The sequence below is a fragment of the Bradyrhizobium sp. IAR9 genome (assembly GCF_013408065.1).
In the GTDB taxonomy this organism is placed as follows: domain Bacteria; phylum Pseudomonadota; class Alphaproteobacteria; order Rhizobiales; family Xanthobacteraceae; genus Bradyrhizobium.
Map to the genome: position 1 here is coordinate 16046 of NZ_JACBZW010000018.1, position 13035 is coordinate 29080.

The window sequence follows — 13035 nt, forward strand, 5'->3', positions numbered from 1 at the left end:
TATGCGAACGGATTACGACGTCGCCGTGGTCGGCGGCGGGTTGCTCGGCTCCGCGATTGCCTGGGGCCTCGGCCGGCTCGGCAAGAAGGTCGCCGTGCTCGACGAAGGCGACATTACCAAGCGCGCCTCGCGTGCGAACTTTGCGCTGGTCTGGGTGCAGAGCAAGGGCCTCGGCATGCCCGCCTATACGGTCTGGACCGTGCAGGCGTCGCAGGCTTGGGGCCGGCTTGCTTCCGAGCTGAAGCAACAGACCGGCCTTGATGTCTCGCTTCAGCAGAATGGCGGCTTCCATCTCACGCTCGGTGAGGACGAGTTCGGCCAGCGAACCGAGCTGGTCAAGCGGATGCACAACCAGACCGGTGCTGCCGACTATAAGATGGAGATGCTCTCCGCATCCGAGGTGAAGAAGTCGCTGCCGCTGATCGGACCGGAGGTTTCCGGTGGCAGCTATTGCCCGCTCGACGGCCACGTCAATTCGCTGCGCACGTTCCGCGCCTTTCACACCGGCTTCAGGGCATTCGGCATCGACTATTTCCCGGAGCGTCCGGTCTCGGCGATCAGCAAGAGCGGCGGCGAATTCCACCTGACCACGCCGAAGGGCGAGCTGCGCGCCGCCAAGATCGTGCTCGCTGCCGGCAATGCCAACCAGACGCTGGCGCCGATGGTCGGCCTCTACGCGCCGATGGGCCCGACCCGCGGCCAGATCGTGGTGACCGAGCGCACCATGCCGTTCCTGCCGCATCCCCTGACCACGATCCGCCAGACCGACGAGGGCACGGTGATGATCGGCGACAGCAAGGAGGACGAGCTCGACGATCGCGCGCTGAAGCATTCGATCAGCGCCGTGATGACCGATCGCGCGCAGCGCATGTTCCCGCATCTGTCGCGGCTCAACGTGGTCAGGAGCTGGGCCGGCATCCGCGTCATGCCGCAGGACGGGTTTCCGATCTACGACCAGTCGGAGACGCATCCCGGCGCATTCGTCGCCTGCTGCCATTCCGGCGTGACGCTGGCCTCCAACCACGCCTTCGAGATCGCGCGCATGGTCGCACAGGGCGCGCTCGAGCCGGAGCTGGTCGGTGCGTTCTCCGCCAGCCGGTTCGGCGACGCGGGGGCTGCGAACAACAGCGGCTATTAGAGAATTTTAAGGAGCCACGAGGCATCCCATGTTTAAGAGATCCGAACAGGACAAACGTCCGCAGGTGCAGATCCTCGTCGACGGCGTTGCCGTTGCCGCGCGCCAGGGCGACACCGTCTCTGCCGCGCTGCTGGCCTCCGGCTTGGACGCGCGGCGTTCGACTGCGGTGAGCGGCGCGCCGCGTCTGCCCTATTGCATGATGGGCGTCTGCTTCGACTGCCTCGTCACCATCGACGGTGTCGGCAACCGCCAGGGCTGCCTCGTGCCTGTCGCTGAGGGCATGCAGATCGAGATTCAGAAGGGCAAGCGGGAGATCGGAAAATGACTGTGGCTCCCAAACGCGAAGCCTATGATGTCGTGGTGATCGGCGCCGGGCCAGCGGGCCTTGCTGCCGCTGCGACCTCCGCCGAAGCCGGCCTCTCGACGTTGCTGCTCGACGAGAACATCGGCCCGGGCGGCCAGGTGTTCCGCGCAATTTCGTCCACACCGGTGACCGATCGCAATCAACTCGGCGCCGATTATTGGGTCGGTGCCGATCTCGTGCAGGCGCTGCGTGCGACCAGCGCCGAGGTCATCCATCGTGCCACAGTCTGGAGCCTCGACCGCAACCTCGAGATCGCCGTCTCGGTCGGCGGCGCGTCCGCCTTCGTCAAGGCGCAGCGTGTGATCCTCGCGACCGGCGCACTGGAGCGACCGTTTCCAATACCCGGCTGGACGTTGCCGGGCGTGATGACCGCGGGCGCGGCGCAGACGATGCTGAAATCATCGGCGCTGGTTCCGGATGGTCGCACGGTGATCGCGGGGCAGGGGCCGCTGCTCTGGCTGCTCGCCGCGCAGATCCTGCGCCTCGGCGGCCGCATCGACCGCATCCTCGACACCACCGAGCGCGGCAATTACCTCGCGGCGCTTCCGCACGCCTTCGCGTTCCTGACTTCGCCCTATTTCGCCAAGGGCCTCGCGATGATGCGTGAGGTGAAGGCGAAGGTGCAGGTCGTCTCCGGCGTCGCGGAGCTCTCGGCGGCCGGCGACGGCCAGCTCGCCAGCGTGAGCTATGTCGCCGGCGACAAGCGCGAGACTATCCCTGCGGATCTGCTGCTGCTGCATCAGGGCGTCGTGCCCAACGTCAACCTCGCGATGGCAGCCGGTGTCGAGCATCGCTGGGACGATCTGCAATTGTGCTGGTCGCCGGTGCTGGATGCCAGCGGCAGCTCGTCGGTCGCGGGTATCGCGATCGCCGGTGACGGCGCCGGCATCGGTGGTGCCAATGCAGCCGTGGTGCGGGGCCGCATTGCGGCGCGTGCAGCGGTCGAAGCGTTGGCACCCGCGGCCGCCGCAAAACTGCCGTCGATGGCAGCGTTGCGTGCCGATCTCACCAGGGCGGAGCGCGGCCGCGTCTTCCTCGACACGCTGTTCCGCCCCGCGCCGCAGTTCCGGATTCCCTCCGGCGACACCATCGTCTGCCGCTGCGAAGAGGTCTCGGCAAAGGACATTCTCGACGCGGTCGCCATCGGTGCAACCGGCCCCAATCAGCTGAAAGCCTATCGCCGCACCGGCATGGGCCCATGCCAGGGCCGGCTCTGCGGCCTCACCGTCACCGAGCTGATGGCGCAGGCGCGCGGCAAGACTCCGCAGGAGATCGGCTATTACCGGCTGCGCGCGCCGGTCAAGCCGATCACGCTCGCCGAACTCGCGGCCGTTCCGAAGAGCGAGGCCGATATCAAAGCGGTGGTGCGCGGATGACAAGATGCGTGGATGCGATCGTCGTCGGCGGCGGCATCCACGGATGCTCCACCGCGCTGCATTTGTGCCTTGCCGGCCTCAAGCCGGTGCTGATCGAGAAGGATTATGCCGGACGCCACGCCTCCGGCGTCAATGCTGGCGGCGTCCGCCAGCTCGCGCGACACATCCCGGAGATTCCGCTTTCGATCCGCTCGATGGGAATCTGGGAGAAGATCAGGGATCTGCTCGACGACGATTGCAGCTTCGAGAGCCACGGCCAGGTGCTGGTCGCCGAGAACGAGGAGGAGCTCAGCGTTTGCCGCGCGCGCGTGGCCGAACTCAATGCGCTCGGCTTCACCCACGAAGAGCTGATCGACGCGACTGAATTGCGCCGGCTGGTGCCGGCGGTGGCTGAAAGCTGTCCCGGCGGCGTGGTCTCACGCCGCGACGGTGCCGCCAATCCGGCGCAGACGACGACGGCGTTCCGCCGCAGGGCCGGACAGCTGGGTGCGACCGTGCGCGAGGGCGTCGCCGCCAGCAACATCCGCTACAGCGATGGGCTCTGGCATGTCGATGTCGGCACTGAAACCTTTGCTGCGCCGGTGCTGGTCAACGCCGCCGGCGCCTGGGCCGGCAAGATCGCGGCTGCGCTCGGCGAGCCCGTGCCGGTCGAGACCGTGGCGCCGATGCTGATGATCACCTCGCGCGTGCCGCACTTCATCGACCCCGTCGTGATCCTGCGCGGGCGCAAACTCTCCTTCAAGCAGTTCTCCAATGGCACCGTGCTGATCGGGGGCGGCCATCTGGCGACGCCCTATCAGGATCGCAACGAGACGGTGCTGGACTGGAAGAGCCTCGCCATCAGCGCCCGCACCGTGTTCGAGCTGTTCCCGGTGATGCGCAGCGCCACCATCGTTCGTGCCTGGGCCGGGATCGAGGCGAAGATGAAGGACGATATTCCCGTGTTCGGGCCGAGCAGCCGTCACAGGGGGCTCTATCACCAGTTCGGCTTCTCGCTGCACGGCTTTCAGCTCGGCCCCGGCGCCGGCGCTGTGATGGCGGAGCTGATCGTCAATGGCGGCACCCAGACCCGCGTCGGCGATCTCGGCATCGACCGTTTTCATCCCACTACGCTCGGAGCATGAGGCCAATTTGTCGGATCAATCCCAAAACGGGCTCGTTCCAACCTCTCCCGCTTGCGGGGGAGGGAGCGCACCGTCTTCGCGATCTCGACCTAATCTCGTCACGCTCTAGCAACAAGAGGACATCATGAGCATCACCCGCAGCATCCGCACGCCCATCATGCACCGCGCCGTCGAGGCCAACGGCTTTGTCTTCCTCGGCGGCACCATTGCCGACGACACCTCGGTCTCGATGGGTGACCAGACCCGCAACATCCTCGGCAAGATCGCCGGCTATCTGAAGGAAGCCGGCACCGACAAGAGCCGCGTCGTCAGCGCCTCGATCTTCGTCACGGATCTCTCCAAGAAGAAGGAGATGGACGCGGCCTGGACCGAGTTCTTCGGCGACAATCTGCCGACCCGTGCCACGGTCGGCGTTGCCGATCTCGGCGGCAGCGCGCTGATCGAGGTGGTGGTCACCGCACTGAAGGGCTGAACGCGACAGGGACGTCGGCGCTCTCCGCGCCGTCGTCCCTCGCGCGGTGCCTTGATCTCGCCTTTGGAAGGTAATACTTAGAGGCTCCCTCAATCAGGACATTCGAGAGCCATGGATTTTACCCCGACCGCAAAGCCAATCCGCCTTGCTCACGGGGAATTCCATGCCTGCTTCAATCATCCTGTCGAATCTGTCGCTGTGCACGCCTGACGGCCGTTCTCTCTTTTCCAACCTCGATCTGACGTTCGGCGCCGAGCGGACCGGCCTCGTCGGCCGCAATGGCGTCGGGAAAACCACGCTGCTTGCATCGATCTCCGGGGAGCACCGTCCCCCCGCGGGACATGTCGCCGTCACCGGATCCGTTGGCTTGCTGCGCCAGGATGTCCAGCTCTCAGCGGGCGCGACGGTGGCCGATCTGTTCGGAGCGCGGGATCAACTCGCGTTGCTTCGCCAGGCTGAGCGCGGCGAAGCTTCGGCCGACGACCTCGCCGAGGTCGATTGGACTCTCGAAGCGCGCTTGCAAGTCGCCCTTGCACGTCTCGGGTTCGATCTCGCTCCCGAGACCGAACTGGAGCGGTTGTCCGGCGGCCAGATCACGCGGGTCCGTCTCGCCGCATTGGTCTTTGCCGAGCCTGACTTCCTGCTGCTGGACGAGCCCACCAACAACCTCGACCAGGACGGCCGCAAGGCGGTGATCGATCTCCTCGCGGCCTGGCGCGGTGGCGCGATCATCGTCAGCCACGACCGCAACCTACTCGAAGCGATGGATGCGATCGTCGAGCTGACGTCGCTCGGAGCCACGCGATACGGCGGCAATTGGAGCCGTTACCGCGAACAGAAAGCCGTCGAGCTCGCTGCCGTCAGGCACGACCTCGCGCATGCCGAGAGACGGCTATTCGAGATCGACGGCAAGGCGCAGGAGGCCGCGGAGAAGAAAGCGCGCAAGGACAGCGGCGGCAGGAAGAAGCGCGCCAAGGGCGACATGCCGCGCATCCTGGCCGGGGCGCGCAAGGATCGCAGCGAGGATACCGGCGGCAAGACCGCACAAATCGCCGAGCGGCAGCGCGCGGAGGCGCTTCAAGCTGTCGACGAGGCGCGCCGGCGCGTCGAAATTCTTCAGCCGCTCTCCGTCAAGCTGCCCGTGACCGGCCTGCCGGCCGGCAGGGAGGTGCTTTGGCTCGACGGCGTCAGCGCCGGCTATCGGCCGGAGCAGCCGGTCCTGCGCGATCTCTCATTCGCCGTCGTCGGTCCGGAGCGCGTCGCGCTGGTCGGGCCCAACGGCTCGGGCAAGACGACACTGCTGAAGCTGATCGCGGGCGAGCTGCGTCCGCTCTCGGGCACCCTGCGGGTCAGGCCGGATTTCGCGCTGTTCGATCAGAAGGTCAGCCTGCTCGATCCCGCGATCTCCATCCTGGACAATTTTCGGCGCCTCAATCCGAAGGCGGGCGCGAACGAATGCCATGCCGCGCTGGCGCGGTTCATGTTTCGCGCCGACGCCGCCTTACAGGCAGCCGGAAGCCTCAGTGGCGGGCAAATGTTTCGGGCGGGCCTCGCTTGCGTGCTGGGCGGGTCATCGCCTCCGTCGCTGCTGATCCTGGATGAGCCGACCAATCATCTCGACATAGAGTCCATCGAAGCGGTCGAAGCAGGCTTGATGGCCTATGACGGCGCGCTGCTCGTCGTCAGTCATGATGAAGCGTTCTTGCAGGCGATCGGGGTCACGCGACGGCTCGACCTCGCCGCCAAGGTCCTGCGCACTCATGGCGGGATCGTCTGATCCCGCCCGGCGGTCCTGATATGGCAGTGATTTTCAAAAACCCGACGCCCTGCCCCCAGCGCGTCGGGTGGAAAAAATGAGTATCAATCCGTGATCCCAACGCAACTGTTGTGACGCGTCCTGCAGCAATTGACCACTCCGGGAAACTACCGCGTCGGAATCGCGCTGAGCCGGCTGGTTTGCAACCTACGATGCTGCACTCCCGCCCGGCTCGAGCGCTTCGCCGATCTCGAGCGGATGGGCCATGGTCTCATGCAGCGCCTCGCGATCGAGCTCGCCTTCGGAGATGCTGATGACGATGCAGGCGACGCCGTTGCCGATCAGATTGGTCAGCGCGCGGCATTCGCTCATGAACTTGTCGATGCCGACCAGGATCGCGATCGACTGGATCGGGATGTCAGGCACGATTGACAGCGTCGCGGCGAGCGTGATGAAGCCTGCTCCGGTCACGCCCGAGGCGCCCTTCGAGGTGATCATGGCGATGCCGAGGATGCCGAGCTCCTGCCAGATGGTCAGATGCGTGTTGGTCGCCTGCGCCAGAAACAGCGTCGCCAGCGTCATGTAGATGTTGGTGCCGTCGAGGTTGAAGCTGTAGCCGGTCGGAATCACGAGGCCGACCACCGAGCGCGAGGCGCCGAGATGCTCCATCTTCTGGATCATCTGCGGCAGCACGGTCTCGGAGGACGAGGTGCCGAGCACGATCAGCAGCTCGTCCTTGATGTAGGCGATGAAGCGGAGGATCGAGAAGCCGGCGAGCCGCGCGATTGCCCCTAACACCACGAGCACGAACAGCATGCTGGTGAGATAGAACGTGCCGATCAGGGCGGCGAGGTTGATCAGCGAGCCGAGGCCGTAGGCGCCGACCGTGAAGGCCATCGCGCCGAACGCGCCGATCGGGGCGACGCGCACGATGATGCGGATGATGCCGAAGAACATCTTTGCGGCCTTGTCGATCGCGTCCGCAATGGGCTCGCCGGCTTTGCCGAGGAAGGCGATGGCGAAGCCGGACAGGATCGAGATCAGCAGCACCTGCAAAAGGTCGCCGCGCGCGATCGCGCCCAAATAGCTGTCGGGGATGATCGCCATCAGATGGGCGACGATGCCCTCTTCCTTGGCTTTGGTGACGTAGGTGGCCACCGAGTTCGGATCGATCGTGGCGGGATCGATGTTGAAGCCGTGCCCGGGCTGGAGAATCTCGCCGACCAGGAGGCCGACCGCGAGCGCGACGGTCGAGACCGTCTCGAAATAGATCAGCGACTTCAGCCCGACCCGGCCGACCCTCTTGAGATCGCCCATCGAGGAGATGCCGTGCACCACGGTGCAGAAGATCACCGGCGCGATCATCATCTTGATCAGCGCGATGAAGCCGTCGCCGAGCGGCTTCAAGGCCTTGCCGAGATCGGGGTAGAAATAGCCGATCAGCACGCCGAGCACGATTGCGATCAGCACCTGCACGTAGAGGATCTTGTACCAGGGCTGATGCCGGCGATGGATGGCTGGCTGGATCGCGACTTGTGTCATAGAGTGGCCCCGGAACGCATTGATTTTGCGTGATTTCGATCTTGCATGGCTTGCATCATGTGATGGTCGCCGCAGAAGCGACAATCACATTTTTGTCTGTTCGCACGAAGATCGATCGCTGCACCGCAACTGGGGGGAACATGTCGACTTCATCAGGCTCCGGCCGGCAACAGCAAGGCTATTTCCCGCGTTGGACGTTGAAGACCTCGGGCGTGATCATGCCGGAGGAGCGGCTGTCATGGGGCCAGACCATCGTCTCCGGTCTCCAGCATTGCGTCGCGATGTCGGGCTCGACGATCATCGCGCCGCTGCTGATGGGGTTCGATCCCAATGTCGCCGTCCTGTTCTCCGGCATCGGCACGCTGATCTTCTTCGTCATCGTCGCCGGTCGCGTGCCGAGCTATCTCGGCTCGAGCTTCGCGTTCATCGCCGTCGTCATCGCGGCCACAGGCTATGCCGGGCAGGGGGCGAATCCCAATATTTCGGTCGCGCTCGGCGGCATCGTCGGAGCCGGAGTGCTCTATGGCGTGATCGCGCTGATCGTGATGTGGTCGGGAGTCGGCTGGATCGAGCGGCTGCTGCCGCCGGCCGTCACCGGTGCCGTGGTCGCCGCGATCGGACTCAACCTCGCGCCCGTGGCGGTCAAGGCGGTGAGCGCGAATGCGTTCGACACCGGAATCGGTCTCGCGACCGTCCTGATCATCGGCGTGGTGGCCGTAGCCGCCCCAGGCTTGTGGCGCCGCCTGCCGATCATCCTCGGCGCGATCGGCGGATATCTTCTGTACCTGCTGTTCGCCAACGGCCTCGGTTTCGGCAAGCCGATCGACTTCGCGCAACTCTCAGCCGCGGCATGGTTCGGCATGCCGAGCTTCACCACGCCGACATTCCAGGCCGATGCGATCTTCCTGATCGCGCCGGTTGCGATCATTCTCGTCGCCGAGAATCTCGGTCACATCAAGGCCGTCGGCGCCATGACGGGCCGGAGTCTCGATGCCTATCTCGGCCGCGCCCTGTTCGCCGACAGCTTGGCTACCATCGTGGCGGCCTGCGGCGGCGGCACCGGCGTCACCACCTATGCCGAAAACATCGGCGTGATGGCGGCGACGAAGGTCTATTCGACATTGCTGTTTGCCTTCGCCGCCATCGTGTCGATCCTGCTCGGCTTCTCGCCGAAATTCGGCGCGCTGATCCTGTCGATCCCGGGGCCCGTCATTGGCGGCCTCTCGATCGTGCTGTTCGGGCTGATTGCGGCGATGGCCGGCCGGATCTGGGTCGAGAACAAGGTCGACTTCGCCAATCCTGCAAACCTGATCACTGTCGCCGTGGCGCTGACCGCCGGGGCGGGCGACCTCACGCTCAAATTCGGCGCGTTCACGATCGGCGGGATCGGCACCGCAACTTTTGGCGCCATCATTCTCTATCAGATTCTGACCTCGCCACTGGCGCGCCGCGCGGAATGAATCCCAGCGATGCACGAAAGGGGATGGAACAAAACGCGCCGTCCGTCGATGATGAGCATCCCCGGAGAAAATCCATGCCGCAAACCGATCGCTCGACCTCCTTTCCCTCGCGCCTCGTCGGCCAATACGCCCTGGTGACCGGCGCCTCGCAAGGCATTGGCCGCGCCGTCGCCATCCGGCTCGCCCAGGAAGGCGCAACCGTCGCCATCAATTATTTCGAGCACGATGAGCGGGCGGAGGAGACGCTCGCGCTCGTGCGGGCCGCTTCGAGTGATCGCGGCCACGGCGCGCCCGATCATCGCATCGTCAAGGCCAATGTCGCCGACGAGCAAGAGATTGCTGCGATGTTCGAGGCGATCCTTTCGCGCTGGAAGCGTCTCGATTGTCTCGTCAACAATGCCGGCTTCCAGAAGGAATCGCCGAGCGAGGCGCTCGACATCGAGACCTATCGCCGGATCATCGACGTCAACCTGAACGGCGCCGTGCTCTGCGCGCAGAAGGCGCTCGCGCACTTCGTCGCGCGCGGCGGAGGGGGCTCCATCATCAACTGCTCCAGCGTGCATCAGATCATCCCGAAGCCGGGCTATCTCGCTTATTCGATCAGCAAAGGCGGCATGGCCAATCTGACACGCACGCTGGCACTGGAATTCGCCGGCCGCGGCATTCGCGTCAACGCGGTCGGGCCTGGCGCGATCGACACGCCGATCAACGCGGCCTGGACCGGCGATCCCGAAAAGCGCGGCGTCGTCACCAGCCACATTCCCATGGGGCGTGTCGGCACGCCGGAGGAGATCGCCGCCGTGTTCGCCTTCCTCGCGTCCGACGATGCGAGCTACATCACCGGGCAGACCCTGTACGCTTGCGGAGGCCTGACGCTATTCCCCGAGTTTCGCGAGAACTGGGCGAGTTGATCTCGGTTTGAAACTGCGAGGATGGCGGTTGGTCCGGGTAGGGGTCTGCGGCGCCGTGTGCTATCGACCGTGGACGACGCTGCCGCTATTGGCAAGCGTCGACACATGAAGGGCTCGTGACCACAAGCATCAACATCAATGCCTACAGCGACGCGCTGGTGGTCCTCGGCACGGCCGGTGTCGTGGTGCCGATTGTCCGCCATTGGGGCATCAATCCCGTGCTGGGCTATCTCGGCGCCGGCGCCATTCTCGGCCCGCTCGGGCTCGGCTCGCTCGTCAAGGACCTTCCGTTCCTGTACTGGTTCACCGTCGCGGACGCGCAGAACGTCGAGGGGATCGCCAATCTCGGCATCGTATTCCTGCTGTTCCTGATCGGGCTCGAGCTGTCTTTCAGGCGGCTCGTCACGATGCGACGCCTGGTGTTCGGGCTTGGCGGCCTGCAGGTGCTGGCGACGTCCGCCATGATCTTTGGCGCGGCGCTTCTCACCGGGCAGAGCTCGGATACGGCCGTCATCCTGGGCGCGAGCCTTGCGCTGTCCTCGACGGCGATCGTGCTCGAGCTTTTGTCCACTGAGAAACGACTTGCGACCACTGCCGGCCGCGCGACCTTCTCGGTGCTGCTGGCCCAGGACCTCGCAGTCGTTCCCATTCTGGTTTTCGTCTCGGTGCTCGGCGCCGGCAGCGGCGACTCGGTGTTGACGCACATCTCCAGCGCAATCCTGAAGGCCGCGCTGGCCGTCGCTGTCCTCACTCTGCTCGGGCGGCTGCTGATGCGGCCGCTGTTCCAGATGGTTGCTGGCACCCATTCGACGGAGCTGTTTGTTGCCGCGACCTTGTTCGTCATCGTCGGCGCAGGGATTGCCGCGCACCAGGCAGGCCTGTCGATGGCGCTCGGAGCATTCGTTGCGGGACTGATGTTGGCGGAGACCGAATATGGCAAGGCCATCGAGGCCACCGTCGAGCCGTTCAAAGGCCTGCTGCTGGGCATCTTCTTCTTCACGGTCGGTATGGCCATCGACTTCCGCGTGTTCATGCGCGAGCCTGGTTGGCTGCTGGCCGCGGTCATCGGCATTCTCGTCGGCAAGGCGATCGTGCTCATCCTCCTCGGCCGGCTGTTCAAGCTCTCCTGGGCAACGGCGGTCGAGATCGGCTTCCTGCTGGGTCCCGTCGGTGAATTCGCGTTCGTCAGCATCGGGATGGCGGTGGCCGGCGGTCTGATCGAGCCTCGCGTGTCGAGCTTTGCCGTCGCCGTCACCGCGGTGACGATGGCCTTGACGCCGCTCTTGAGCATGCTCGGACGCCGACTGGCCGCGAAGCTGGGTCCTGAGCGCTCGCCCGATCCCGAACTGGCGGTTCGGCCGCCCGGCGACCGGGCGCAGGCCATCGTGGTCGGCTACGGCCGCGTTGGGAAAGTCGTCTGTTCGCTGCTCACCAGCCACGGCCTGAACTACATCGCGGTCGATCACGAGGCAGTCGCCGTGGCGCGCGACCGCCGCGACGGCCACAAGGTCTATTTTGGTGACGCGACGGAACCGGGTTTCCTCGAAGCTTGCGGCCTGATGCAGACGACCGGTGTGATCATTACCATCCAGTCGCGGCCGGCGATCGATGCTGTCGTCGAGCGGATCCGGGCGGTGCGGCCGGATGTGCTGATCGTTTCACGTGCGCGGGACGCCGACCATGCCCGCCACCTCTATGCGATCGGCGCAACCGATGCGGTGCCGGAAACCATCGAGGCAAGCCTGCAGCTTTCCGAAGCCGCACTGGTCGGCCTCGGAGTTGCGGTCGGGCATGCGATAGCCTCGGTGCACGAGAAGCGGGATGAATTCCGGCTGACGCTGCAGCAAGCCGCCCGCGTTGCCGGACAAGAGAAAGCGCGTCCGCTCGATCTCACCGGCCGCCAATCCCCGCGATAGCCCATCCGGGGTCGCTATGCGCCGCGGACTGCGATGATCTGGCAAAACCGGCCCGCGCAGACTACATCTGCGCCATGGCAAACGCTCCACGGGCAAGCTCCCCGCTCCAGGATTTCGTCGGCCGGCACGAAAAGCTGTTCGTGCTGACCGGCGCCGGCTGCAGCACCAATTCGGGCATTCCCGATTATCGCGACAGCAACGGCGACTGGAAGCGGACCCAGCCGGTCAACTTCCAGTCCTTCATGTCGGACGAGCATACGCGGCGGCGCTATTGGGCGCGCAGCCTGATCGGCTGGCGGCGGTTCGGCCAGGCTCGCCCGAACGATGCGCATCACGCGCTGGCCCGGCTCGAGGCCAACGGCCGGTGCGGGATGCTGCTGACCCAGAATGTAGACCGGCTGCATCAGTCCGCCGGCCATAGGCAGGTGATCGACCTGCACGGCCGGCTCGACCTGGTTCGCTGCATGGGCTGCGGCCGCAAGACGCCGCGCGATGAGTTTCAGCACGCGCTTGGTCGCGCGAATGCGGCATGGCTGACGCTCGATGCGGCCGATGCACCCGATGGCGACGCTGATCTGGAGCACGAGGATTTTTCGTCCTTCCAGGTGCCTCCTTGCGAAGCCTGCGGCGGCATCCTCAAGCCCGACGTCGTGTTCTTCGGCGAGAACGTACCCCGCGACATCGTCGCCACCGCGAAGGATCATCTGGCGCAGGCTGATGCCATGCTCGTCGTCGGATCCTCACTGATGGTCTATTCCGGATTCCGCTTCGTGCAGGCTGCCGCGCAGCGCAATATTCCGATCGCGGCGGTCAATCTCGGACGCACCCGCGCCGACGATCTCCTGACGCTGAAGGTCGAGGAGCGCTGCGAGGCGGCGCTTGCATTCCTGCTCTGATCGCGCCAGCGCCGAACACGTCTTGCCTATTGCATAGGTGGCAAGCAGAATGGCCGGGCGCGGCGTTGTCCTCGTCGTCC

Annotated in this window: 11 protein-coding genes; 10 read left to right on the plus strand and 1 reads right to left on the minus strand. The window is 65.3% G+C overall.

The window, feature by feature from the left end:
* Position 1 precedes the first annotated feature (1 nt).
* From GGD67_RS34215 to GGD67_RS34240, 6 genes are all read left to right on the plus strand, one after another.
* Positions 2-1138: an FAD-binding oxidoreductase gene (locus GGD67_RS34215; RefSeq protein WP_179738946.1), complete on the plus strand. Its 1137-nt coding sequence runs from the start codon at positions 2-4 to the stop codon at positions 1136-1138.
* 28 nt (positions 1139-1166) lie between these two features.
* Positions 1167-1463, plus strand: coding sequence for a (2Fe-2S)-binding protein (locus tag GGD67_RS34220; RefSeq protein ID WP_018317731.1), 297 nt, complete (start codon positions 1167-1169; stop codon positions 1461-1463).
* Positions 1460-2878 carry an NAD(P)/FAD-dependent oxidoreductase gene (locus GGD67_RS34225; protein WP_179738948.1) on the plus strand — a complete coding sequence of 473 codons (1419 nt, stop codon included), beginning with the start codon at positions 1460-1462 and terminating at the stop codon, positions 2876-2878. The genes GGD67_RS34220 and GGD67_RS34225 overlap by 4 nt, the downstream gene beginning before the upstream one ends.
* Positions 2875-4002: an FAD-binding oxidoreductase gene (locus GGD67_RS34230; RefSeq protein ID WP_179738949.1), complete on the plus strand. Its 1128-nt coding sequence runs from the start codon at positions 2875-2877 to the stop codon at positions 4000-4002. The genes GGD67_RS34225 and GGD67_RS34230 overlap by 4 nt, the downstream gene beginning before the upstream one ends.
* Before the next feature lie 124 nt (positions 4003-4126).
* Positions 4127-4474 carry a RidA family protein gene (locus tag GGD67_RS34235; protein ID WP_027545617.1) on the plus strand — a complete coding sequence of 116 codons (348 nt, stop codon included), beginning with the start codon at positions 4127-4129 and terminating at the stop codon, positions 4472-4474.
* A gap of 163 nt (positions 4475-4637) precedes the next feature.
* Positions 4638-6251: an ABC-F family ATP-binding cassette domain-containing protein gene (locus GGD67_RS34240; RefSeq protein WP_179738951.1), complete on the plus strand. Its 1614-nt coding sequence runs from the start codon at positions 4638-4640 to the stop codon at positions 6249-6251.
* A gap of 186 nt (positions 6252-6437) precedes the next feature.
* Here GGD67_RS34240 and GGD67_RS34245 read toward each other — a convergent pair whose 3' ends face one another.
* The gene (locus tag GGD67_RS34245) at positions 6438-7772 is read right to left on the minus strand and encodes a dicarboxylate/amino acid:cation symporter (RefSeq protein WP_179738953.1); all 1335 of its coding nucleotides are present in this window, start codon (positions 7770-7772) and stop codon (positions 6438-6440) included.
* Between the two features lie 140 nt (positions 7773-7912).
* On the opposite strand from GGD67_RS34245, the gene GGD67_RS34250 reads away from it, so the two are divergent.
* From GGD67_RS34250 to GGD67_RS34265, 4 genes are all read left to right on the plus strand, one after another.
* The gene (locus GGD67_RS34250; RefSeq protein ID WP_179738955.1) at positions 7913-9232 is read left to right on the plus strand and encodes a solute carrier family 23 protein; all 1320 of its coding nucleotides are present in this window, start codon (positions 7913-7915) and stop codon (positions 9230-9232) included.
* Between the two features lie 74 nt (positions 9233-9306).
* Complete coding sequence (locus GGD67_RS34255) at positions 9307-10143, plus strand: SDR family oxidoreductase (RefSeq protein ID WP_179738957.1); 837 nt, start codon at positions 9307-9309, stop codon at positions 10141-10143.
* 116 nt (positions 10144-10259) lie between these two features.
* Positions 10260-12059 (plus strand): cation:proton antiporter, encoded by a 1800-nt coding sequence (locus tag GGD67_RS34260; protein ID WP_179738959.1) that lies wholly within the window; start codon positions 10260-10262, stop codon positions 12057-12059.
* Positions 12060-12133: 74 nt separating this feature from the next.
* Entirely contained in the window at positions 12134-12955 is an 822-nt protein-coding gene (locus tag GGD67_RS34265; RefSeq protein ID WP_179738961.1) for an NAD-dependent protein deacetylase, read from the plus strand.
* The last annotated feature ends 80 nt before the right edge of the window (positions 12956-13035 follow it).

What these genes read in the sequence shown, in the direction of transcription:
- GGD67_RS34235 (WP_027545617.1), top strand. Translation starts at nt 4,127, where the DNA reads ATGAGCATCACCCGCAGCATCCGCACGCCCATCATGCACCGCGCCGTC.
- GGD67_RS34225 (WP_179738948.1), top strand. Translation starts at nt 1,460, where the DNA reads ATGACTGTGGCTCCCAAACGCGAAGCCTATGATGTCGTGGTGATCGGC.
- GGD67_RS34265 (WP_179738961.1), top strand. Translation starts at nt 12,134, where the DNA reads ATGGCAAACGCTCCACGGGCAAGCTCCCCGCTCCAGGATTTCGTCGGC.
- GGD67_RS34215 (WP_179738946.1), top strand. Translation starts at nt 2, where the DNA reads ATGCGAACGGATTACGACGTCGCCGTGGTCGGCGGCGGGTTGCTCGGC.
- GGD67_RS34240 (WP_179738951.1), top strand. Translation starts at nt 4,638, where the DNA reads ATGCCTGCTTCAATCATCCTGTCGAATCTGTCGCTGTGCACGCCTGAC.
- GGD67_RS34220 (WP_018317731.1), top strand. Translation starts at nt 1,167, where the DNA reads ATGTTTAAGAGATCCGAACAGGACAAACGTCCGCAGGTGCAGATCCTC.
- GGD67_RS34245 (WP_179738953.1), bottom strand. Translation starts at nt 7,772, where the DNA reads ATGACACAAGTCGCGATCCAGCCAGCCATCCATCGCCGGCATCAGCCC.
- GGD67_RS34255 (WP_179738957.1), top strand. Translation starts at nt 9,307, where the DNA reads ATGCCGCAAACCGATCGCTCGACCTCCTTTCCCTCGCGCCTCGTCGGC.
- GGD67_RS34230 (WP_179738949.1), top strand. Translation starts at nt 2,875, where the DNA reads ATGACAAGATGCGTGGATGCGATCGTCGTCGGCGGCGGCATCCACGGA.
- GGD67_RS34250 (WP_179738955.1), top strand. Translation starts at nt 7,913, where the DNA reads ATGTCGACTTCATCAGGCTCCGGCCGGCAACAGCAAGGCTATTTCCCG.